Source organism: Gemmiger sp. An194, from assembly GCF_002160145.1.
In the GTDB taxonomy this organism is placed as follows: domain Bacteria; phylum Bacillota; class Clostridia; order Oscillospirales; family Ruminococcaceae; genus Allofournierella.
Window position 1 is genome coordinate 158,763 of the sequence record NZ_NFKA01000002.1, and the last position, 23,122, is coordinate 181,884.

Consider the following 23,122-nt stretch of genomic DNA (forward strand, 5'->3'; position numbering starts at 1 on the left):
GATGAGCCGTGTCGATTTTAAATCTTAATGCAGAGATCGTTTATGTGTTCATCAACCTGGCGATCCTGCTGGTCTTGATGAAGATCTTTTTGTTCGGACCGGTCACCAAAATGCTGGACGAGCGGTCCAAGGAAATTGCCGACACCATCGACGGCGCCAACGCCAAAATGGAGCAGGCCGAGCAGAGCCGCCAGGAGTATGAGGCTCAGCTGCTGAACGCCAAGAAAGAGGCCCAGGACATTGTGGACGCGGCCAAAAAGCGCGGTCAGCAGGAGTACGAGGCTCAGCTGGCCAAGGCCCGGGACGACATCGCCCGCATGCAGGCCGATGCTCAGAAGCAGGCCCAGGCCGACCGTGACGCCCTGCTGGAGGGCGCCCGCCAGGAGATCGCCATGCTGGCGCTGCTGGCTGCCTCCAAGGTGTCGCAGCAGAAGATGAACAGCCAGGCCGACCGGGATATGGTCAACGCCTTCCTGGCTGAAGTGGAGGAAACCGCATGAGCCTGACTGCCGCCCGTTATGCGAGCGCTTTGTATCAGGCCGGCTGCACCGAGGACGAGCTGCGCGACACCGCGCAGCTCATTCTGGAAAATAAGCCCCTGCTGGAAGCGCTGGTCAGCCCGGCGGTCCGCTTGGAGGAAAAGCAGGCGGTACTGCGCCGCCTGCCCTTCGCAAGCTGCCCGGACCGGCTGATGCATTTTTATGAACTGCTGGCAAAAAAGGGCCGCTTTGCCCTGCTTGCCGATATCGTATATGAATATCATCTGCTCACGCTGGCCGCTGCCAACCAGACGGTTTGCGTGATGCGCTGCGCCCAGATGCCGGACGAGGCCATGGTGGTGGACATCGCCAAGGCCATGTGCCGCCGCCACGGCCGCGACGGCGTGGAGATGCAGGTGATCGTTGATCCGTCCCTGATGGGCGGCTTCGTCCTGGAGATCGACGGGACGACCTATAACAAGAGTGTGAGCGGGCAGCTGCATCGTTTGGCGCGCCGCCTGCAAGAGAGGTGAAGCCACAGTGAATCAATCCGAAGAGATCATTTCCATTCTCCGCCAGGAGATTGAAGCATACGACAGCCGCGCCACCCACGAAGAGACCGGCACCGTAATCGAGATCGGCGACGGCATTGCCACCGTGTACGGTCTGGACAAGGCGGTTTACGGCGAGCTGGTGGAATTTGAGACCGGTGCCAAGGGCATCGTTCTGAACCTGGAGCGGGACAGCGTGGGCGTTGTTCTGCTGGGCAGCGAAGAGGGTCTGGCCGAGGGCAGCGTGGTCAAGCGCACCGGCCGTGCGGCGGATGTTCCCGCCGGTGAGGCCATGATCGGCCGCACCCTGAATGCCCTGGGCGAGCCCATCGACGGCCTGGGTGCCATCGAGGCTGCCGCCCGCATGCCCATCGAGCGCGAGGCCTCCGGCGTTGTGAGCCGCGAGCCCGTAAATGTTCCCCTGCAGACCGGTATTCTGGCCATCGACTCCATGGTGCCCATCGGCCGCGGCCAGCGCGAGCTGATCATCGGCGACCGCCAGACCGGCAAGACCGCCATCGCGGTGGATACCATCCTGAACCAGAAGGGCAAGGATGTGATCTGCATCTATGTTGCCATCGGCCAGAAGGCCTCCACCGTGGCCCAGCTGCGCAACAACTTTGTGAAGTACGGCGCCATGGACTACACCATCATCGTGTCCAGCCCGGCCAGCGAGCCTGCACCCCTGCAGTACATCGCTCCCTACTCCGCCACTGCCATCGGCGAGTATTTCATGTCCAAGGGCAAGGACGTGCTGATCGTTTACGACGATCTGTCCAAGCATGCGGTGGCCTACCGTGCCCTGAGCCTGCTGCTGCACCGCAGCCCCGGCCGTGAGGCTTACCCCGGCGACGTGTTCTACCTGCACAGCCGCCTGCTGGAGCGCTCCTGCCGCTTGACCAAGGAATACGGCGGCGGCTCCATGACCGCTCTGCCCATCATCGAGACCCAGGCGGGTGACGTTTCCGCCTACATCCCCACCAACGTGATTTCCATCACCGACGGCCAGATCTATCTGGAGAGCAGCCTGTTCTTCGCAGGCCAGCGCCCCGCCGTGAACGTGGGCCTTTCCGTGAGCCGTGTGGGCGGCAGCGCCCAGACCAAGGCCGTGAAGAAGACCGCCGGTACTTTGCGTATCGACCTGGCCCGCTTCCGCGAGCTGGAGGTGTTCACCCAGTTCAGCTCTGACCTGGACAAGGCCACCCAGACCGCTCTGGACCACGGCAAGCAGCTGATGGAGATCCTCAAGCAGCCGCTGTACCATCCCATGAGCGTGAGCCGCCAGGCGGTCATCCTGTACATCTCCACCGGCAGCCTGCTGGCGGACGTGCCTCTGGCCAAGTCCCGCGAGGTGGCTCAGGGCTTTGTGGACTACTTGGAAAACACCCAGCCCCAGCTGCTGGAAGAGATCGAATCCACCGGCGCGCTTTCCGCCGCTGTTGCCGAGAGCATCCGCGCCGAACTGGATGCCTACAAGGGACAGGTGAGCGCGCAATGGCAAGCATAAAAGAGATCCGTACCCGCATCAAGAGCGTGGATCAGACCCTGAAGATCACCAATGCCATGTATCTGATCTCCTCCTCCAAGATGCGCAAGGCCCGCCAGCAGCTGAATGGCGTGGAGCCTTACTTCCAGAAGATTCAGGATACCATTGCGGATATTCTGTATCACTCCGAGGAATTCCGGCATCCCTTCATGGACACCCGCCCCGGGAAAAAGAAGCGCACGGTGGGCTACATTGTGATCACCGGTGACAAGGGCCTGGCGGGCGCTTACAACCACAACGTGCTCAAGCTGGCCGAGGAAAAGCTGGCCGCCACCGAGAACCCGGTCCTGTTTGTGATCGGTCAGGTGGGCCGGGCCTACTTTTCCGGCAAGAACGTGAACGTGGACGGCGAGTTCCTTTACACCGCTCAGGACCCCACCGTGACCAGAGCGCGGGACATCAGCGACACCATGGTGGACCTGTTCCTGCGCGGCCAGCTGGACGAGGTGCATGTGATCTACACCGAGATGGTGAACCCCGTGCTGATGCGCCCCGCCACCTACCAGCTGCTTCCCCTCACCCGGGAGCAGTTCGCCCACAAGGAAGCCCAGTACACCGCCGGCCAGTACAACCGGCAGGTGGTGTACGTTCCCTCCGAGCACAAGGTCATGGATAAGATCGTGCCCGGTTACCTGAAGGGCGTGCTCTTCGGCTGCCTGGTGGAATCCTTCTGCAGCGAGCAGAATGCCCGCATGACCGCCATGGATTCCTCCACCAAAAATGCCCGCGAGATGATCCGCACCCTTTCGCTGGAATACAACCGGGCCCGGCAGACCGCCATTACCCAGGAGATCACCGAGATCGTGGGCGGCGCCCAGCAAAAGGGCGGCAAGGTCCGCCCCGAGCGCCGCATGCAGCCCGCGCTTACCCTGCTGGTGAGCGCCGACGGCAGCGTGCTGAAACGCTCCTGATCCTTTTCTTCTATTGTTCGATATTTGAAAGCGAGGAACCGATATGCAAAACAAAGGCACCATCGCACAGGTTCTGGGCCCCATTGTGGACGTTGAGTTCAAGGACGGCAAGCTGCCCGCCATCAACGATGCCCTGACCGTGCAGCTGAACGGCGCCGAGCAGGTCATGGAGGTCGCCCAGCATGTGGGCGGCAACACCGTGCGCTGCATCATGCTCAGCCCCAGCGAGGGCCTGGGCCGCGGCGTGGAAGTGACCGCCAAGGGCGCGCCCATCGAAGTGCCCGTGGGCGAAAAATGCCTGGGCCGCATGTTCAACGTTCTGGGCCATGCCATCGACGGCCGCGAGGAAGTGACCGACTCCGAGAAGTGGTCCATCCACCGCGAGCCCCCCAAGTTCGTGGATCAGAGCCCCGTGGTTCAGATCCAGGAGACCGGCATCAAGGTCATCGACCTGCTGGCCCCCTACGCCCGCGGCGGTAAGATCGGCCTGTTCGGCGGCGCGGGCGTTGGCAAGACCGTGCTGATCCAGGAGCTGATCCGTAACATCGCCACCGAGCACGGCGGCTACTCCATCTTCACCGGCGTGGGCGAGCGTACCCGTGAGGGCAACGACCTGTGGCGCGAGATGAGCGAGTCCGGCGTTCTGGAGAAGACCGCCCTGGTCTTCGGCCAGATGAACGAGCCCCCGGGAGCCCGTATGCGCGTTGCGCTGACCGGTCTGACCATGGCCGAGTACTTCCGCGATCAGGAAAAGCGGGACGTGCTGCTGTTCATCGACAACATCTTCCGTTACGTGCAGGCCGGCAGCGAGGTTTCCGCCCTGATGGGCCGTATGCCCAGCGCCGTGGGCTACCAGCCCACCCTGGCCAACGAGGTCGGCGCGCTGCAGGAGCGAATCACCTCCACCAAGAACGGCGCCATCACCAGCGTACAGGCCGTTTACGTGCCCGCCGATGACCTGACCGACCCCGCGCCCGCCACCACCTTCACCCATCTGGACGCCACCACCGTGCTGAGCCGTAAGATCGTGGAGCAGGGCATCTACCCCGCTGTGGACCCCCTGGAGTCCACCAGCCGTATTCTGGAGCCCGACGTGGTGGGCCAGCGCCATTACAACGTGGCCCGCGGCGTGCAGGAGCTGCTGCAGCGCTACAAGGAGCTGCAGGACATCATCGCCATTCTGGGCATGGAAGAGCTGGGCGAAAACGACAAGAAGACCGTGGAGCGGGCCCGCCGCATCCAGCAGTTCTTCAGCCAGCCCTTCTTCGTGGCCGAGCAGTTCACCGGCCTGCAGGGCAAATATGTGCCCCTGGCCGAAACCATCAACAGCTTCGAGGCCATTCTGGGCGGCGAGCTGGATCAGTACCCCGAGACCGCGTTCTCCAACGTGGGCACCGTGGACGACGTGCGTGAGAAGGCCCGGGCACAGGGGGCGATCTGATGGCTGACCTGTTTCTGGAGATCATCACCCCCGAGCGCCAGTTCTACATCGGCCCCGCCCAGGAACTGGTCATCCCCGCCATCGACGGCCTGTACGGTGTGCAGCCGGGCCATGAGCCCGCTGTGACCGCCATGGAGCCGGGCGAACTGCGGTATAAGGTGGACGGTGAGTGGCACGTTGCCGCCATCGGCCAGGGCTTTGTGGAGATCATGCCCGAGCGTGCCATCGTGCTGGTGAGCACCGCCGAAAAGCCCGAGGAGATCGACGCCAAGCGCGCCGAGGAAGCCAAGGAGCGCGCCGAGGAGCGCCTGCGCCAGAAGAAGAGCGTGGAGGAGTATTACCGCTCCAAGGCTGCTCTGGCCCGCGCCATGGCCCGCCTGAAGGTGTCCGGCCGACGCTGATCTCTTTTCCCCTTATTTTCTTAGCTGTTTCCTTCTTCATTCTGTTTTGCCCCGCAGGGCGGCCCGGATGGGATTCCCTGCGGGGTCTTTTTTTGCGCTTGCCAAGGCTGTGCGGCCCATTCTATAATAAGAACAGAAATGGTTTTTCCCATTTTTTAAAAATTTTTTGAAAGCAATGCAATAAACGTTTTGTTCCGTGCATTACTAGAACGACAGGAGACAACGGATATGATGCTTGTGCTTGGCGCAATGGCCCAGGAGGCCCGTGCCGCGAACCCCAGCGAAGAGCTGGAGGCGCTGCTCAGCGGCATTGCCGCGGGCAGCCGGGAGGATCTGGCCGAACTTTACCGCCGTACCCGGGCGGCGGTGTACGGCCTGGCTCTCTCTTACCTGAAAAACGGCGCGGAGGCCGAGGATGTGGCCCAGGATACCTTCGTGAAGGTGTGGGCCGCTGCTCCCTCCTACCGGCCCCAGGGCAAGCCCATGGCCTGGCTGCTCACCATCGCCCGGAATCTGGCACTGGGGCGGCTGCGCACCGCGGCCCGCATCCAGGATCTTTCCGAGGCCCAGTGGTCCGCCTTTTCCATCGAGAGCGACACCCTCACCGCCGACGACCGCACCGTGCTGGGCGCGGCGCTGGGGCGCCTTTCCGATGAAGAGCGGCACATCGTGGTGCTGCACGCGGTCTGCGGGCTCAAGCACCGGGAGATCGCCCAGTTTCTGGATCTGGCGCTGCCCACCGTGCTTTCCAAGTATCACCGGTCCCTGAAAAAGCTGAAAACCATTCTGGAAGGAGATGACGCGCAATGACCGACCGCAATGTGGAACAGGCGCTGCGCACCGCTTTGGAACACGCGGCACCGAACGACGTGGAAAGCGTTCTCCTTCGCTGTGATGACCGGAAAGGAAACGTGATCCCCATGACGAATCAGAATCCTGAAAAGAAAAACCGCAAGCCCCTGCGTCTGGCCGCTCTGGCCGCTGCCGCCTGCCTGGTGCTGGCCATTGGCGGAGGTTCCATCTATTACAATCAGTCTCAGACCGCCGCGTCCATCGTCTCGCTGGATGTGAACCCCAGCATCGAGCTGGTACTCAACCGCCGCGAGCGGGTGCTGCGGGCCACCCCCCTCAACGAGGATGCCGCCGCTGTGCTGGACGGCATGGACCTGACCGGCTCCACCCTGGATGTGGCGGTGAACGCGCTGATGGGCTCGCTGCTGAAAAACGGCTATGTGGACGAGCTGGCCAATTCCATCCTCATCACCGTGGAGGACGACAACGCCGCCCGCGCTTCTCAGCTGGAAAGCCAGCTCACCGAGACGGTGAACGCGGTGATGACCTCCAGCTCCATCAACGGAGCCATCCTGAGCCAGGTGGTGAGCCAGGATCAGGACCTGCAGGCCAAGGCCGACGAATACGGCATCTCGCTGGGCAAGGCCCAGCTGATCCAGCAGCTGGTGGACCAGAACCCCACCCTCACCTTTGAGAGTCTGGCCGGCCGGACCGTGAACGATCTGAACCTGCTGCTCTCCAGCCAGGGAACCACCCTCACCGCCGTGACCTCCACCGGCCGCGCCAGCGACGGCGGCTACATCGGCACCGAGGTGGCCAAGAACGCCGCTCTGGCCCACGCGGGCCTGACCGCCGACCAGGTGACCGTGTCCAAGGTGGAATTTGATGTGGAGGACGGCCGGATGGTCTATGAGGTGGAATTCTGGGCCGGGAACGTGGAATATGAGTACGATGTGGATGCCACCACCGGCGAGATCGTGAAGAACCGCACCGAGCGCTACACCGCCGCCGCGGGCCAGAGCGCTTCCATTGATGAAGCTGCCGCCAAGGCCGCCGCTCTGAACGCCTTCGCTCTGAGCGAAGACCAGGCGGAGGGCATTCTGGTGATCCCCAGCTACGACGACGGACGCTTTGTGTACAAGGTGAAATTCTGGACCGGCAGCACCGAATACTTCTGCGCGGTGGACGGCGCGGGCCAGATTTTGAAGAGCGAGAAGGAGGAGCATTCCTCCTCCGGCTCAGCTGCTTCCAGCAGCACTGACGTGGGTCTGGAGGCCGCCAAAACCGCCGCCTTGAAGCATGCGGATCTCTCCGCCGATCAGGTGACCGGTCTGACCGCCAAGCTGGACTGGGACGACGGCCAGCGGGTGTATGAGGTGGAGTTCTGGCAGGGCAGCACCGAATACGACTATGAGATCAATGCGGACGGCACCGTGCGCCAGTATGAGTCCGAGGCACATGCCGCCCCCACTGCCATCACCGCCAAGCCCGGCACCAGTACCAGCATCGGCAGCAGCACCACCGGCACCGACATCGGTGAGTCCGGCGCCAAGGCCGCCGCGCTCGGCGCCGCTGGCCTGACCGAGGATAAGGTCCAGAACCTGTACATCGAGCGGGACTGGGACGACGGCCGCGTGGAATACGAGGTAAAATTCCTTGCCGGTACCACCCAGTATGAGTACGAGATCGACGGCTCCACCGGCAGTATTCTGAAGGGCGAAAACAAGGCGCTTACCTCCGGCGGCTCCTTCATCAGCGCCGATGACGCGCTGGCCAAGGCCCTGAGCCACGCCGGGCTGGACCGGTCCGCCATTCGGGAGCTGGAAATGGACAGCGATCTGGACGACAGCACCCCCCATTATTCTATCGAATTCAAATCCGGAAATCTGGAATATGACTACGAGATCAGCGCCACCGACGGCGCGATCCTGAAGGTTGAAACAGACAACTGACCTTCCTCAAAACGGCTGCGAAGAGTTCCGCAGCCGTTTTGTTTTGGTAAAAAATTCCCAAAATCTCTTCCCGCTGACTGCCTTGCGTGGTATAATGACCACAAATACACGGCATTTTTTGCGCCGTTGCAACAGCAAGGAGGTTCTACCATGGTCACATTCAATAATCTGCTGAATAACCCCAACATTCTCACCGCAGCCCAACTGGGCGGCATGCGGGTGCTGGAATACGAGAAGGACCTGAGCGTCCGTCCGGACAACGCCATCGCCAGCTACTACGCTTCCGAGATGAACGTGCGCCGCCGCCAGCTGCTGCTGGAGCTGAAGGGCGACAGCTACGTGGTGCAGGCCGGGGCCATGCAGTGGATGAGCGGCGCGGTGGAAGCCACCTCCGGCATCAAGGGCGTGGGCGATCTGCTGGGCAAGGCGCTGGCCTCCAAGGCCACCAAGGAGAGCGCGGTGAAGCCGGAATACAAGGGCACCGGCCACCTGATGCTGGAGCCCACCTACAAGCACATCATCCTGCTGGATGTGGGCCAGTGGGACGGCCTGGTGCTGGACGACGGCCTGTTTCTGGCCTGCTCCGGCTCGGTGCAGCAGAAGGTGGTGGCCCGCTCGAACCTGTCCAGCGCAGCGCTGGGCAACGAGGGCCTGTTCAACCTGTGCCTGCGGGGCGCGGGTGTGGCGGCGCTGGAAAGCCCGGTGCCCCGCGGCGAGCTGATCGAGTTCAAGCTGGACAACGACCAGCTGCGCATCGATGGCAACATGGCCATTGCCTGGTCCTCCACGTTGAACTTCACGGTGGAAAAATCCACCCGCAGCCTGATCGGCTCCGCGGTTTCCGGCGAAGGACTGGTGAATGTTTACCGGGGCACCGGCACGGTGCTCATGGCCCCGGTGGTCTGATTTCGGCCCAAATTCCGCAATACCGCAATACATAGAAAAAAGGCTCCCCGGTTGGGGAGCCTTTTTGTTTTGCTCAGATTTGCGGGGCGGTTCAGCCCTCAGAGGCAGAGGAAGCGGCTTCGGAGGAGGCGGTCAGCTCGGCCTCGCCCTCCTCGGCATCGGTCATCACGTCGCCCATGGTGCGGCCCTCGTCGATGTTCATGCCGTAGAGGTAGGTCTGGCCGGTGATGAGGCCCAGCTTCTCGGCAGCCACCGGAGCCTCCGGGCTGCGGAAGTGCTCGTTCAGGATCTCAGCGCAGCTCTCCCGGTCCACATAATAGACCTGGGTATGGCCGTTGATGTTGGCCGCGCCGCCGGGTGCGCGCACGATGTAGATATTGGCCGGGTCCACCTTCAGCATGGTGGCATACAGACCCCAGATTTCGGTGATGTCCAGACTGGTGTCGATGTAATGGGCCACCACCTTGCAGGTGCTGTAGTAATCGGCCAGGGTATAGTCGTTCAGCAGGCTCTTGAGCAGAGCGGCGTAGAAGTACTGCTGGGTCTCCAGCCGCTTGTAGTCGGCGGTGGAGTAGTTCCGGTTGCGCAGGATCAGCTCGGCGGTGTCGCCGCTGATCCGGTGGGTGCCCTGGGTGCAGACCGTATTCTCGATTCCGGTCACCTTATCCACGGTGACGATGTCCCAGGGAACATACATCTCGATGCCGCCCATGTTGTTCAGCATGGTCTTGAAGGCCTGCATGTCGATGACCACATAATCGTCCACCGGCAGCTTGAACAGCTCGTAGATCTTGTTGGCCAGGTTGTTGATCTTGTTTTCCTGGTCCGGGCCGTTGGCGTAGACCTCGTTGATCTTGCCGGTGCTGGTCTTGATGCCGTCGCCCACATCCTCGCCCGCATAGGTATCGCGGGGGATCTGGAAGGCGTTCACCTTGCCGCTGTCCCGGTCGATCTGCACATACATGATCACATCGGTCATGCCCTTGCCCTCGGCGTAGTCACGGCCGTCATCGTCGGCATCGTAGTCGATGCCCACCATCAGCAGGTTGTAAAAGCGGTCGCCGCCGGCCTCAATGTCCGGGTCGGTCTGCTGGTTCAGGGTGCCCGCCTCGCCCTCGTCCAGGGCCGGGGCGATCTGGCTGTAGAGATAGGCCATGGCGCTGCATCCAGCCAGCAGTACCACTGCAACAACGATCACCAGGATCTTGATCCAATTTTTCTTTGCCGGGTTTTCCACGCAGGTTCCCCTTTCTTTTTTGCTCATTTGGTTGATTGCACGGAACAGCCGCCGGAAAGACAGAAAGGCTTGACCGGCGGCTGACAAAACGGCCCGGAGCCATGGCCCCGGGGGCTACTTTCCAACAAGTATCAAAAAAGTAACAACGGTTATTATACCGTATTCCCGTCGAATTGGGGAGTATTTTCACAAATTTTTTCCTTTTCGCACAAATTCTCTTTTCCTATTTTGTGCAATCAGCCGCAGAAACCCCAAACTTTTCATAGCTTTTCCTACATAATTCCCCATTGATACAAAAAAACGGGGCGCTTTCCTCTTGGGAAAACGCCCCGCATGCGGATTTTAAAGCTTCCTGCCGATCATCCCACAGCCGACAGGGTGGTACCGGGGAAGTAATGGGCCAGAATCTGGTCGTAGGTCCAGCCGTTGGCCGCATAGCCCCACGCGCCGTACTGGGACAGGCCGCATCCGTGACCGTAGCCGTAGCAGGTGATGCTGAAGCTGCCGTCCGCGTAAGCGATGTCGAAGGCTGCGCTGCGGATATCCCGCCCGGCAAAGCCTGCCAGCACGCTCACCTGCAGCTTCTGGCCGGTGATGGTGGCGGTGCCCAGACGCAGGCTGGTCACATAGCCGGAGGAATTCTTCACAATGTCGCCGAACCAGTCATTGGGGTCCTCGCTGTAGGCATACAGGTCCACGCCCAGCTTTTCCATGGCCCGGTCGGCCACCTCCTGCTCGGTGAACACCCGGGTGTTCTTCCAGTTGCTGGCATACTGCTGGTCGTAGGGGCTTTCCACTGCCACCAGATAGGGGCGGGAGGAGCCCCACACATCCTCACTGGGGCAGGTGCCGAAGGCGGCGCTGGCAAAGTAGGGAGTAAAGGCCACGCGGCCGTTGTAGGTCACGATCTGGTTGGCCACCTCCCGGGCTGCCTGCCGGATGGTCTCGTTGGGCTCCCGGCCGGAAACACTGGGCGCGCCGCCCTGGCTGAGGATCCAGGAATGCGCGGCCACCATCTGGGCCTTGTAGGCCTCAATGGGTGCACCCGCGCCCAGCTCGTTGCGGGCGATCATGGCCAGGCATTCCACCAGATCCATCTCCTGCCGCACGCCGTTCATGGTCACCGTAATGGTGCCCGCACTGGGCGTGGCGGTGGGCTGAGGCGCCTGGGTGGGCTGGGGAGCCGGGGTAGGCTGTGCCGTATTGCCGCCGGGAGCCTGGGTCGCCTGGGGTGCCTGGGTGGCATCCGGCGCCTGCGTGGCTCCGGGCTTGGGCGTGGTGCCCGGCTTCGTTGTAGCGCTGGGCTTGGGACTGGGGGTAGCCGGCGCGTCGGTGGGCGGCGGCGTCAGGGTGGGAATGGGGGTGGCGTTGGGGTCCAGCGGGTGCACGCCCTCCACCACCTGATCCTCCTGGGGCATGCCGCTCTCCTGCTGCACATCGCTGCTGGTGGCGCCGCCGGTGGCGTACCAGTTCATCCAATACTGATGTAAGGTCTCCACCGAGGGAACCTCCTCACCGGTCTGCGCATACATGGCCAGCGGCAGCAGGGGCTGGTCCGCCTGAACGATCTGACGGCCCAGCAAAAAGCCCGCCTCATCCTGCCGCTGCAGCCGGCCGGTGACCGCCAACTTGCGGCCGGAGCCGTCCGATGCATCGGCCACCAGAGTGACGAAGCTGTCCTCGTCCTCCAGGTCCACCGGCATCTCATACAGGCTGCGGGCCTTGACCCCCAGCACAAAATTCAGAAAATTCTGCTGGTCGCTCAGATCCTGCAGGCCGTACAGATCAAAGGCGGTCTCGCCGGTTTCGGCCGGGTCCCAATAAAAGACGGCGGCAACCTTATAACGATAGGTGCTGCCGTCGGTGTACAGAGTGAAGCCGCAGTTGTCCCGCAGCAACTCCTCCTCATCCAGCTCGCTCAGCTGCCGGATGCTGCCCTCAGGGCATTCCACGATCTGGTTGGTGCGGGCCTGGCCGGGCTGGCCGCTGCTCACAAAGCGGGCCAGCTCGTCGCCCTGGGCCGCCTGCACCGCAAGGCCCACCGCCTGGCCGGGCTGGGACGCGTTTGGCTGGTAGACCAGCGTGCCGCCCAGCTTGGGCAGGGCCAGGTAAGCCGCCACCTGGCTGTTGTCCTCCTGGGCCCGGGTCAGGTAATCCCGGGCGGCGGTGTCGTAGTCGGCAGTGCCGTAGCCCGCGCCGCTCATCTGCTGGGCGGCGGGCCGCTCGGCCCGCCACACCACACCGAAGGCAACGGCCGCAATGAGCAGCACCAGGATCAGGCAGGCCAGCGGACGGCTGGCCGGATTCCGTTTTCTGGCGGGCGGCTCGGGCAGCTGGGCGGATTCATCGAACAGCTGCCGGCCGGCACTGCGCAGGTTGGCCGCCCGGCTCACCGGAGGCACCGCACCGCCGGATTTCTGCCAGGCGGCGTTTTGCGCGCTTTGCTGGGGTGCTGCCGCCGGACGGGGCCGGGGTGCCTCGGCTTTTTGAGGAACGGGGGTTTTCAGCACCGGCAGCACCGGAGCGGGCTTGCCGTAGACAAAGCTCTGCACCCCTTCTGCCGTCTCCAGGCCCAAAGCCAGGCGGCGCAGCATGTCAAAGATCCAGTTGGCTGCCAGCATGCCGGGCTGAGCACTGGGAGTCAGCACATGCAGGTAGACGGTCTTTGCCCCGCACACCAGCACAAAGCCGGGCTGCACGCCCTGGGCGGGCTGGTAGCTGACCGCCCAGTCCGCGCCCGAGAGTGCCAGCGCCTGATGGGCCCGACCCGCCGCCGGCTGCACCGGGCAGTCGGGGTATTTGTCCAGCAGGGCCCGGGGCGGCTCCAGTCGGTCCGCCTTGGTGGGATGCCGGTAGCTGTGGTCGCCGAAATCGTAGACCGCTGCGGCCTCTTTCTCGCTTCGGATGCGCGCCTCCAGCAGATGGCCGGTGGCCTCATCCGCCGCCACGAACAGCTTGTGCTTTTTTGCCAGCCCGGTCAGGGCCGCTTTGGCCAGCTCGGTATCGCCTTCACCGAATACCGCCGGGCCGAACTGCTCCCGGAAGTATTCGTTCCACTGCTTGCAGATTCGGCTGGCTTCGGCCTCGCTGTCGGCCTGCACGTTCACGCAGACCACCAGCTCCTCTTCCCGGCTCAGCAGCCGCAGGCCCGGGCAGCCCTGAGCCGCGGCGGCCTTGAGCACCGCCTGGGCCCTCGCCTGGGGCACACCGAACAGCCGCAGCGCCAGCATGCGGTTGGCTTGCGCCATTTTCTCCACCTCGTTTCCCTTTTCTTCCTTGTCGTTGTTACTTCTTCATCTCATCGCCTGTTTCTGCTGCGCCAGTTCCTCGGCGCTCAGCTTGTCCGCGCCGGGCATGGGCAGCCCCAGCGCCAGCCGCCGGGCATAGTCCAGCGCCCGGTTGGCGGCACTGATGCGGATGCTCTGCCGGTCCCGGTTGCCCAGCAGCAGCTTTGCCACATAGACCTCATCGCCCCGGGCTGCACCCACATACACAAGGCCCACCGGCTTTTCGGCAGTTCCGCCGCCGGGGCCCGCGATGCCGGTGAGCGAGACGGCGATGTCCGCCCCGCTGACCCGGGCCGCGCCCAGCGCCATCTGTGCGGCAGTCTGCCGGCTCACCGCCCCCACGGTGGCAAGCGTTGCCTCGCTCACACCCAGCAGCCTGTGCTTGGCTTCGTTGGCGTAAGTACAGAAGCCGAAGCCGAACACCTCCGAGGAGCCGGGCACCTGGGTGATGCGCTGGCTCACAAGGCCGCCGGTGCAGCTCTCGGCAGTGGCAACGGTCAGGCCCTTTTCCGCGAGGGTCTGCACCAGGGTGTGCTCCAGGTCGTTTGTATCCTCGCCGTAGATCACATCCCCCAGAATGGCGCGGAATTGTTCCGCATAGGCCCGGCAGGCCACTTCGCCCTCCTCATGGCTGGCGGCCCGGGCGGTAATGCGAATCTGCACCTCGCCGGTCTTGGCGTAGATGGCAGCGGTGGGGTTCTCGTTTTCAAACAGATGGCCTACCTGTTCCTCCACATGGCTCTCGCCGATGCCGGTGATGCGCAGGGTCAGGCTGTGCAGCACCCGCTGCGTCCCATCCGACAGGAAGGGCCGCACCTGCTCGGTCCACAGGGGCTTTAACTCGCTGGGCGGGCCGGGCAGCAGCACCGCCCGTTTCCCGTCCTTTTGGAACCAGACCGCCGGGGCGGTGCCGTTGTGGTTCTCGAACCAGCCGCCCTTTTGGGGCACCATGGCCTGCTTTTCGTTGTGGGGCGGCATGTGCCGGCCGGTGGCGGCGAAGTAGGCCCGGATATTTTCCAGAACAGAGGGTTCCAGCTGCAGGGTATCGTCAAAGCAGCGGGCCACCGTCTCCTTGGTCAGGTCGTCCGCCGTGGGACCCAGCCCGCCGGAGAAGACCAGCAGATCGCTGCGCTCCAGCGCCTCGCCCACCAGCTGGGCCAGACGGCCCTCGTTGTCGCCCACCACCCACTGGTGGTGGACCGTGATGCCCAGCGCCGCCAGCTCCTTGGCCAGGAACTGGGCGTTGGTATTCAGAATATCGCCGAGCAGCAGCTCGGTACCCACGCAGATGATCTCCGCCTTCAACTTGGTTTCCCTCTTTCCCACGGTTTGCTGATGGCGCAGCCTTCGGGTGAGTTTTCCACCTCCGGCGCGCCTTATTGTTTAAAAGTCCTCCAGCTCGGACAGGTCGTCCTCCTGCTTCTGGTCCCGCATGTCGATGCGGATACGCTCCACGTTTGCGGCCGCCTGCTCCTCCAGCTCGGCCAGGCCGGGCATGGCGGCCTCCGCCGCCTCGATCTCGGCCAGGGTGGGCTTGGTCTTGGGGTGGGGCGGGGTGAAGATGGTGCAGCAGTCCTCAAAGGGCAGGATGCTGGTCTCGAAGGTGCCGATCTTGCGGGCCACCACCGTGATCTCGCTCTTGTCCATACCGATCAGCGGGCGCAGCACCGGCAGGTCCTGGGCCGCGTCGGTACAGGCCAGAGCATACAGGGTCTGGCTGGCCACCTGGGCCAGGCTCTCGCCGGTGACCAGAGCCTTGGCGTCGATGTCCTTGGCGATCCGGTTGGCAATGCGCATCATGCTGCGGCGCATGAGCACGGTGAACAGCACATCGGGGGCATTGTCCTGGATGTACTCCTGCGGGGTGGTGTAGGGCACCACGTACAGCACGCAGTTGCCGGTGTAGGGGGCAATTTCCCGGGCCAGATCCCGCACCTTATCCTGTGCGGCCTGGCTGGTATAGGGCGGGCTTGCAAAGTGGATGTGATGCAGCGCCAGACCGCGGCGGGCCATGTACCAGGCAGCCACCGGGCTGTCGATGCCGCCGCTGAGCATGGTAATGGCGCGGCCGCTGGTGCCCACCGGCAGACCGCCCGCACCGGGCACCTTGGGCCCGTGTACATAGGCGCCGTAGTCCCGCACCTCCACCATGACCACGATGTCAGGATGGTGCACATCCACCCGCAGATGGGGGTGCTTGCTCAGCAAAAAGCCGCCCAGCTCCCGGCACAGCTCGGGGCTTTTCAGCGGGAAGGATTTATCGGCCCGCTTGGCCTCCACCTTGAAGGTCTTGAGACCCCGCAGGATAGGGCCCAGGTATTCCTCGGCGGTGGCCTTGATGGCGTCGATGTTCTTTTCGCAGACAGCGGCGCGGCTCAGCGCGGCCAGACCGAACACCTTGCTCACCCGGTCGTAGGCTTCCTCCATGTTGGCCTCGGCCATCTCGTCCCGGGGCTCCACGTACATGGTGCTCTGGGCCTTGTAGACCTGGAAGTTGCCCAGATCCTTCACCCGCCAGCGCAGGGATTTGCTGAGCACCGATTCAAACGTGGCCCGGTTCAGGCCCTTCAGGGCCATCTCGCCCTGGTAGCACATGATGATTTCTTTCATTGTAATGGTTAACTCCTTTATTTTGGGTCAGATCCTGACGATTTTACCGGATGCGGGCCAGCGTCTGCATGCCCTCGGCAAGGCCGGCCAGCAGCGCGTCCACATCCGCCTCGGTGTTATTGCCGCAAAGGCTGATGCGCAGGGCGGTGTCCGCCCGCAGCGGCTCCAGCCCCATGGCGGCCAGTGTATGGCTGGCCGCGCCTTTCGAGCAGGCCGAGCCGCTGGACACATACACGTTTTTCGTTTCCAGAAAATGCAGCATGGTCTCGCTCTTGATGCACATGGTGCTCACGTTCACCACCTCGGCCACCGCGTCCTCGGGGCTGTTGAATACAAGGCCGGGCATTGCGGCCAGCCCTTCGCGCAGCCGCCGGTTCAGCTGTGCCATGCGGGCGGTGCGCTCGGCCATGTTTTTGTAGCCGATCAGCGCAGCCTTGGCCATGCCCACCGCGTAGGGCAGGTTCTCGGTGCCGGGGCGCACGCCCTTTTCCTGGCCGCCGCCGTGGCCCCGCTCCTGCCCGCCGCCCAGGTAAGGCGGCTCGATGTTATAGCCCCGGCGCAGGTACAACGCGCCCACGCCCTTGGGCGCGTGGATCTTGTGACCGCTCACCGTGAAGCTGTCGATGCCATCCAGCTTCACCGGCACCCGCAGCCAGGCCTGCACCCCGTCCACATGCACGGCGGTGCGCGGGTTCTTCTCCTTCACCCGCTTTGCCAGCCGGTTCACATCCACCTGTGTGCCGATCTCGTTGTTCACCTGCATGCAGCTCACCAGAATGGTGTTCTTGTCCACCGCGTTCACGAAGGCATCCAGGTCCAGATGGCCGGTCTCGTCCGGGTTAATGGTCACCACATCGAAGCCCAGCTGCCGCAGCCGTTCCATGGGCATGGCCACGCTGGGATGCTCGTAGCCGCTCACCACCACCCGTTTGCCCCAGTTTTTCCGGGCCAGGGCCGCGCCCAGAATGGCAATGTTGTTGCTCTCAGAGCCGCAGCCGGTGAAGAACACCTCCTCGGGGGCGGCGCCCAGAGTCTTTGCCACCCCGGCGCGGGCCTTTTCCAGCAGGCGGCGGCTTTCGCAGCCGGGGCCATACAGGCTGGAAGGGTTGGCCCAGTGCTCGACCATGGCCTTGCGGACGGCATCCGCCACCGCTTCGTCCACAATGGTGGTGGCGGCGTTATCCAGATAATGGAGGGTTTCGTTGTGCAGCATTCCGGTCTCACCTTTTACAAAAAGTATTAAACGCTTTTAAATTTACAAAAATCCGGTAAATTCGTCAAAGAAAAAAGCGCATAGGGATACAGAATATAGTATAGCATACCGGCGCGGGGTTTCACAACCAAAACCGCCGGGGGAAATCTGCCGGGCATAAGAAGTGCGACTTCTTGTGTGACGCTTGTAAGATGGGGCGAATTTTGGTACCCTTATAGAAGAAAGAAAAGGATCCCCGGCCCGTCTGCGCCCCGGCGCGGGCAGGCCGATGTTGTTTGCTGGGTGTATGCCCGGAACAGGAAAGGATGAGCGCCATGAAATCGGATATTCAGATCGCACAGGAAGCCACCCTGCAGCCCATTGCCCAGGTTGCGCAAAAGCTGGGTCTCACCGAGGATGAGATCAGCCTGTACGGCAAATACAAGGCAAAGATCGACCACAAGCTGGCAAAGCGGGAGGCAAAACAGGGCAAGCTGATTCTTGTAACGGCCATCAGCCCCACCCCGGCCGGCGAGGGCAAGACCACCATCAGCACCGGTCTGGCGGACGGTCTGAACGCGCTGGGCAAAAAGACCATGCTCTGCCTGCGCGAGCCCAGCCTGGGACCCGTGTTCGGCATCAAGGGCGGCGCGGCCGGCGGCGGCTACGCTCAGGTGGTGCCCATGGAGGACATCAACCTGCATTTTACCGGTGACCTGCACGCCATCGGCGCGGCCAACAACCTGCTGGCGGCCATGGTGGACAACAGCGTATACCAGGGCAATCCTCACAACATTGATCCCCGGCGCATCGTTTGGAAGCGCTGCGTGGACATGAACGACCGCCAGCTGCGCTTTGTGACCGACGGTCTGGGCGGCAAGGTGAACGGTGTGCCCCGTGAGGATGGGTTCGACATCACCGTGGCCAGCGAGGTTATGGCGATCTTCTGCCTGGCCACCGATCTGAAGGATCTGAAAGAGCGGCTTTCCCGCATTGTTGTGGCCTACAGCTACGACGGCCAGCCGGTGACCGCGGGTCAGATCGGCGCGGCGGGTGCCATGACCGCCCTGCTGAAGGACGCCTTCGACCCGAACCTGGTCCAGACTCTGGAGAACAACCCGGCGATCATCCACGGCGGTCCCTTCGCGAACATTGCCCACGGCTGCAACAGCGTGATGGCCACCCGTCTGAGCCTGAGTCTGGCGGATTACGTGGTGACCGAGGCGGGCTTCGGCGCGGATCTGGGTGCCGAGAAGTTCCTGGACATCAAGTGCCGCAAGGCTGGTCTGTCCCCCAACGCGGTGGTGATTGTGGCCACCGTGCGTGCCTTGAAGCATCACGGCGGATGCCCCAAGGATCAGCTGGGTGTGGAGAACCTGGATTATCTGACCGCCGGTGCGAACAACCTGCGCCGTCATGTGGAGAACATGCGCAATTTCGGTCTGCCGGTTTGTGTGGCGATCAACGCATTCCCCACCGACACCGCCGCCGAACACGACTGCGTGAAGAAGATCTGCGCCGAGCTGGGCGTGCCCTGCGCGCTGGCTGAGGTATTTGCCAAGGGCGGTCAGGGTGGTACCCAGCTGGCCCAGACCGTGCTGGACATCATGCAGGACGACACCGCCATCAACTTCACCTATCCGGACGAGATGCCTCTGAAAGAGAAGGTTCTGGCGGTTGCGCAGAAGATCTACCGGGCCAAGGACGTGACCTGGAGCGCACCCGCTTTGAAGACCCTGGCCGAGATCGAGGCCATGGGCTACGGCAATCTGCCGGTCTGCATTGCCAAGACCCAGTATTCCTTCAGCGATGACGCAAAGCTGCTGGCTGCGCCCTCCGATTTCACCATGACCGTGCGTGACGTGCGGCTTTCCGCCGGTGCGGGCTTCGTTGTGGTTATCATGGGCAGCATCATGACCATGCCCGGCCTGCCCAAAAAGCCCGCCGCCGAAAACATCGACGTGGACGAAAACGGCAAAATCACCGGACTTTTTTAACGGACTCGACCGGCAGCGGGGTGCGGGACGGTTACCGGTACGCACCGGATTTTCCTCAGCGACATACTCTAACTGCCTTTTGACGGACCCGACCGGCAGCGGGGTGCGGAAATATTTTTTCTGATAAGCCCACACTGAACTTTTTTCTTCAGTGGCGTACGCTGACTTTCCTTTTCATCAACCCGATCATCAGCCGGGTGCGGAACCTCTGCCGTTCCGCACCCGGCTTTTTTGCGCTTCGCGCCGTTTCCCTCTTCCATTTTTCCCGATGACAAAAAACAGCCGGTGGGAGATACTCCCATCGGCTGCTTTTTGTTATCCCTTTTAATTTACTCAGGCGTTGTCCGCCAGATAATAGGTGCTGCCCATCACGTAGTCCAGATCGCTGCTGTAGGCCACATGCCGCAGCAGATAGTCCATCCAGGCCCCGTAGCCCCCCGAGTTCAGATGCAGGCCCTCGGTGGTGTAGCTGGGGTTCAGCCCGCCGCTCTCGTCCAGCAGTGCGCTGTAAACATCCAGATAATGGCAGCCCTGCGCCAGCGCCATCTGGGCCAGCTGCTGGTTGATGCGCTGGATGCGCTCGTTGTTCAGATTCGTGTTGGTGTAGTCGGTGGTCACCGGCGTCATGGACTGGATGTAGATCTCCACATCCTGCCCCGCCGCCTCCCGGATCAGAGGGATCATCTGCTCGTAGTAGCCGAAATAACCCTTTTCCACCGCCTCGTCCGCGCTGGTGGCCAGTGCGTTTGCACCGAACATCAGGTACACCGCCTTCGGCTGCTTCTGGGCAATGATGTCCAGCGCCACCTCGGTGGCCACCACCGTTTCCGACTGGTACCGGTTCATGCTCTTACGGTTCACAATGTCACTGGGCACCGCGCCCCGGTAGCCCAGCACCGTGGCCACGCCCTTGGCCGGGTTCTCGTAAAGGTCCAGGCCCTCGGTCACACTGTCGCCCAGAAAGACCACGCCCGGCAGATATTTGGTGCTGTCCACCAGGCCGCACTCCGGCTGCACAATGTCCTCATAGCCCAGCGTCTTGATGGTATATTCCCCGGTCTGCTGCACCGGGCCCATCCGTTCAAAGCCGGTCTCGTTGGTATCCACCACCGGGTTCTGCATGGGCAGCGGCGCCAGCACACTGCCGGAAAGCCCCGGCTGCACCGTCTCGCTGGAGGCAGGCTCCTCCTCGTCCCAGCCGGTCACCGCCTGGATGCCCGCCGTGATGATGCCGGAAACGCCCAGCACCATCACCGCCAGCAGGGCCATGCTCAGCACCCGCCGCTGCGCCCGCCGCCGCTGGCGGCTGCGCACCTGATTGCTGAATTCTCGATAGCTGTTTGCCATGTTTTCTCCTGTTATTTCCCCGCCCTGCTCAGAAAGCGGCGGTTATTCGGCAGCCTTATAATAGGGGCTGCCCTCCAGATAGGGGTTCTCCGGGTTGTATACCGTATGGGTGGTCAGGTAATCCCGCACCAGCGGATAGGCCGATGCATTCAGGTGCACACCATCCGCCGCGGCCAGGTCCGCCCGCAGGTCGCCGTTTTCATCCGCCAGCACATCGTGCAGGTTGATGAAGTAGCAGCCCTTCTCCACCGCCATCTTGGCCAGCTCGTTGTTCACCCGCTGGATACGCTCCCGGTAAAGGCCCGGCTGACTTACCCCCGGCCGCACCGGTGTGACCGACTGCACGTAAATGGCCACCTCACTGCCCAGCGCCTCCCGGAATTTGTCCAGCATCTGGCTGTAGTAGGCCAGGTACGACTGCTCGGCCGCATCATCGTTGCGCACCAAAGCGTTGGTGCCCAGCAGAATATAAAGCCGCTTGGGATTGCTGTTGATGATGGTATCGAAGATGGCCTCCGGCTCACGGCCCGAACCATCGCCCGGGTCCGCCACCTCGTTGTTCACCACCTGGCTGGGGCCAATGTTTTTATAGGCGCACACAAAGGCGTGTTCCTTCATATCGGAAGTTCCGAACACGTTCCAGCCCTGGCTCACACTGTCGCCCAGAATGGCGGTGCGGTCGAAGTATTTCATATCCACCTGGCCGTTCTCCGGCACCGCCAGCAGCCGGAAGTCCGGCGAGTTGATCGTTTGGTCCAGCGTTTTGGTCAGCGGCTGCATGGTGTCCCACGCGGCGGCCCCATCCTGTGCGGTAAGGCTGGCAGCAGGCTGGCTCGTGCTCTCACTCTGGGGTATGCTTTCACTTTCCGGCGTGGTCTGGCTCTGGGTGGTGCTTTGCGCCGTGCTGCCGCTCTGGGCCGTGCTGCCGCTCTCACCTGCCCAGGGCAGGCCGCCGGTCAGCCGGATCACACCGTAAGCCGCCGCCATCACCGCGGCTACCACAACCACAAAGAGCAGCGCCCGGCGCATTGCCCGTTTGCGCTTGCGCCGCCGGACCTGTTCTCTGAATTCCCGGTATGTAGGCATCCTTATTCTTCCCCTTTCCCTGCCCCGGCCGCTGTGCTTATACCTGCCGGGGGTGTTTTCTCTATACCTTTATAACGCGGATGACCGCAAAAACATTTCATGCGCCGCGCTGTTATTTTCTGCGTATGTGTTTTATTATACCCCACCCATGTTTGGGGTTCAATAAGAGCCATACGATTTTCACCGCTTTTCTTGGGCTTTGCGGGAAGAAACGAAAAAGTTTTTCAATTTGTTAATATTTTATCCACTATCCCCAAAATTTCCAATTTTTTTCATTTTTGGTCTTGACGAACACTTTTTCACCCTTCATACTTAAAATACACGGACGCACCGCCCCTGTTCGAGGCTTTCCGGCCCGAAGGGAGCTGCTCCGGTTTTCCGCGGGAAGGAGCGAACCCTGGACCATGATCACCCATCATTTTGATATCGAGCCCAAGCAGCCCTGCCAGCTGCCCTCCGCTCAGCTGCTGCACGCCAACATCCACCACGGCGCGCTTTCGCCCCGCTGCGATGTTCACAGCCACATCTTCACCGAACTTCTGTATGTGCTGCAGGGCACCGGCTGGATCGAGGTGGACGGCCAGCGGGTGGAGCTGCAGACCGGCGATGTGCTGGTGCTGCCCCCCCAGTGCCCGCACCACGGCATCCAGCCCGGGCGCGAGCCCTTTTCCACCCTGAGCCTGGACCTGTGCTGCTCCTGCTGCCTGAGCGGTCAGTCTTCCGGCTGGCTGCGGCTGACCGGCCGGGATGCCGCCCTGCTGGAGCCCTATCTGCGCCTGTTTTTGCAGGAGCTGCAAAACCGCCGGGACTATTTTGAGCCCGCCTGCCATCAGCTCACGGCCCTTTTGATGCTGCAGCTGGGCCGCATCTGCCCCCTCACCCAGAACAGCGCGCCCTCCAGCCGCAAAAGCGCCATGGAGTGCGCCCGGGTGCGCCAGTACATCGACGAGCACTACACCGAGTCCATCACACTGGACCAGCTGGCCCGCTACGCCGGGCTGAACAAATATTATCTGGTGCATGTGTTCAACCGGGAAATGGGCTGCAGCCCCATCAGCTACCTGATCGAGCGGCGCATCAGCGAAAGCAAGCGCCTGCTGGCCGCCACCCGCATTCCGGTGCAGCAGATCAGCGGTCGACTGGGCTTTTCCAGCCCCAGCTATTTCAGCCAGAGCTTCCGGCGAGCCACCGGGTTTTCCCCCGCGGAATTCCGCCGCCAGGCCATGGCAATGGGCACCCAACCGACAGAATGATGCAATGATTCTTCATTGACGAACAACATTTTTTATCGTACACTTAAAGCTAGTCAGCAAAGGTCTTTGCCCCCCGCGTTCCATGCGCTGGCAAAGGCCTTTTTGTTTCGCGTCTCTTCGGCGCGAGCACACAG

At 62.5% G+C, this 23,122-nt stretch carries 18 protein-coding genes; 11 read left to right on the top strand and 7 right to left on the bottom strand.

The window, feature by feature from the left end; genetic code table 11:
• The first annotated feature begins 8 nt into the window (after positions 1-8).
• The 9 genes from atpF to B5F28_RS02000 all read left to right on the top strand — a co-directional run bounded on the left by atpF (position 9) and on the right by B5F28_RS02000 (position 8,979).
• Positions 9-500, top strand: coding sequence for a F0F1 ATP synthase subunit B (gene atpF, locus B5F28_RS01960; RefSeq protein WP_087292784.1), 492 nt, complete (start codon positions 9-11; stop codon positions 498-500).
• Entirely contained in the window at positions 497-1,012 is a 516-nt protein-coding gene (gene atpH / locus B5F28_RS01965; RefSeq protein ID WP_087292787.1) for an ATP synthase F1 subunit delta, read from the top strand. Before atpF ends, atpH begins: the two co-directional genes overlap by 4 nt.
• A gap of 7 nt (positions 1,013-1,019) precedes the next feature.
• Positions 1,020-2,537: a F0F1 ATP synthase subunit alpha gene (gene atpA / locus B5F28_RS01970; RefSeq protein WP_087184097.1), complete on the top strand. Its 1,518-nt coding sequence runs from the start codon at positions 1,020-1,022 to the stop codon at positions 2,535-2,537.
• Positions 2,525-3,487 (top strand): ATP synthase F1 subunit gamma, encoded by a 963-nt coding sequence (gene atpG, locus B5F28_RS01975; protein ID WP_087292790.1) that lies wholly within the window; start codon positions 2,525-2,527, stop codon positions 3,485-3,487. The genes atpA and atpG overlap by 13 nt, the downstream gene beginning before the upstream one ends.
• A gap of 43 nt (positions 3,488-3,530) precedes the next feature.
• Positions 3,531-4,928 (top strand): F0F1 ATP synthase subunit beta, encoded by a 1,398-nt coding sequence (gene atpD / locus B5F28_RS01980; RefSeq protein WP_087181695.1) that lies wholly within the window; start codon positions 3,531-3,533, stop codon positions 4,926-4,928.
• Positions 4,928-5,329 (top strand): F0F1 ATP synthase subunit epsilon, encoded by a 402-nt coding sequence (locus B5F28_RS01985; RefSeq protein ID WP_087292793.1) that lies wholly within the window; start codon positions 4,928-4,930, stop codon positions 5,327-5,329. The genes atpD and B5F28_RS01985 overlap by 1 nt, the downstream gene beginning before the upstream one ends.
• 228 nt (positions 5,330-5,557) lie before the next feature.
• The gene (locus B5F28_RS01990; RefSeq protein ID WP_087292796.1) at positions 5,558-6,139 is read left to right on the top strand and encodes an RNA polymerase sigma factor; all 582 of its coding nucleotides are present in this window, start codon (positions 5,558-5,560) and stop codon (positions 6,137-6,139) included.
• On the top strand, positions 6,136-8,073 hold the full coding sequence (locus B5F28_RS01995) for a PepSY domain-containing protein (RefSeq protein ID WP_087292799.1): 1,938 nt from the start codon (positions 6,136-6,138) through the stop codon (positions 8,071-8,073). Before B5F28_RS01990 ends, B5F28_RS01995 begins: the two co-directional genes overlap by 4 nt.
• Positions 8,074-8,223: 150 nt before the next feature.
• On the top strand, positions 8,224-8,979 hold the full coding sequence (locus B5F28_RS02000; protein WP_087292803.1) for an AIM24 family protein: 756 nt from the start codon (positions 8,224-8,226) through the stop codon (positions 8,977-8,979).
• 91 nt (positions 8,980-9,070) lie between these two features.
• On the opposite strand, the gene B5F28_RS02005 is transcribed toward B5F28_RS02000, so the two are convergent.
• The 5 genes from B5F28_RS02005 to B5F28_RS02025 all read right to left on the bottom strand — a co-directional run bounded on the left by B5F28_RS02005 (position 9,071) and on the right by B5F28_RS02025 (position 17,326).
• A complete protein-coding gene (locus tag B5F28_RS02005) occupies positions 9,071-10,216 on the bottom strand; it encodes an LCP family protein (protein ID WP_158097486.1) in 1,146 nt (381 codons plus the stop codon).
• A 359-nt stretch (positions 10,217-10,575) separates the two neighbouring features.
• On the bottom strand, positions 10,576-13,464 hold the full coding sequence (locus B5F28_RS15240) for a SpoIID/LytB domain-containing protein (protein ID WP_087292808.1): 2,889 nt from the start codon (positions 13,462-13,464) through the stop codon (positions 10,576-10,578).
• A gap of 45 nt (positions 13,465-13,509) precedes the next feature.
• On the bottom strand, positions 13,510-14,808 hold the full coding sequence (locus B5F28_RS02015) for a competence/damage-inducible protein A (RefSeq protein WP_087292812.1): 1,299 nt from the start codon (positions 14,806-14,808) through the stop codon (positions 13,510-13,512).
• 78 nt (positions 14,809-14,886) lie between these two features.
• Entirely contained in the window at positions 14,887-16,113 is a 1,227-nt protein-coding gene (gene thiI / locus B5F28_RS02020) for a tRNA uracil 4-sulfurtransferase ThiI (protein ID WP_087292815.1), read from the bottom strand.
• A 43-nt stretch (positions 16,114-16,156) separates the two neighbouring features.
• Positions 16,157-17,326, bottom strand: coding sequence for a cysteine desulfurase family protein (locus tag B5F28_RS02025; RefSeq protein WP_087292818.1), 1,170 nt, complete (start codon positions 17,324-17,326; stop codon positions 16,157-16,159).
• A gap of 314 nt (positions 17,327-17,640) precedes the next feature.
• Here B5F28_RS02025 and B5F28_RS02030 point away from each other — a divergent pair, with 314 nt between their 5' ends.
• Positions 17,641-19,302, top strand: a complete 1,662-nt coding sequence (locus B5F28_RS02030; RefSeq protein ID WP_206423043.1) for a formate--tetrahydrofolate ligase — start codon at positions 17,641-17,643, stop codon at positions 19,300-19,302.
• A 333-nt stretch (positions 19,303-19,635) separates the two neighbouring features.
• Here B5F28_RS02030 and B5F28_RS02035 read toward each other — a convergent pair whose 3' ends face one another.
• Together B5F28_RS02035 and B5F28_RS02040 are read right to left on the bottom strand one after the other, a co-directional pair.
• Positions 19,636-20,649: a GDSL-type esterase/lipase family protein gene (locus B5F28_RS02035; RefSeq protein WP_087292823.1), complete on the bottom strand. Its 1,014-nt coding sequence runs from the start codon at positions 20,647-20,649 to the stop codon at positions 19,636-19,638.
• A 42-nt stretch (positions 20,650-20,691) separates the two neighbouring features.
• Positions 20,692-21,735, bottom strand: a complete 1,044-nt coding sequence (locus B5F28_RS02040; RefSeq protein ID WP_087292826.1) for a GDSL-type esterase/lipase family protein — start codon at positions 21,733-21,735, stop codon at positions 20,692-20,694.
• 404 nt (positions 21,736-22,139) lie between these two features.
• Between B5F28_RS02040 and B5F28_RS02045 the strand changes: the two genes are divergently transcribed.
• Positions 22,140-22,988, top strand: coding sequence for a helix-turn-helix transcriptional regulator (locus B5F28_RS02045; RefSeq protein ID WP_087292829.1), 849 nt, complete (start codon positions 22,140-22,142; stop codon positions 22,986-22,988).
• The last annotated feature ends 134 nt before the right edge of the window (positions 22,989-23,122 follow it).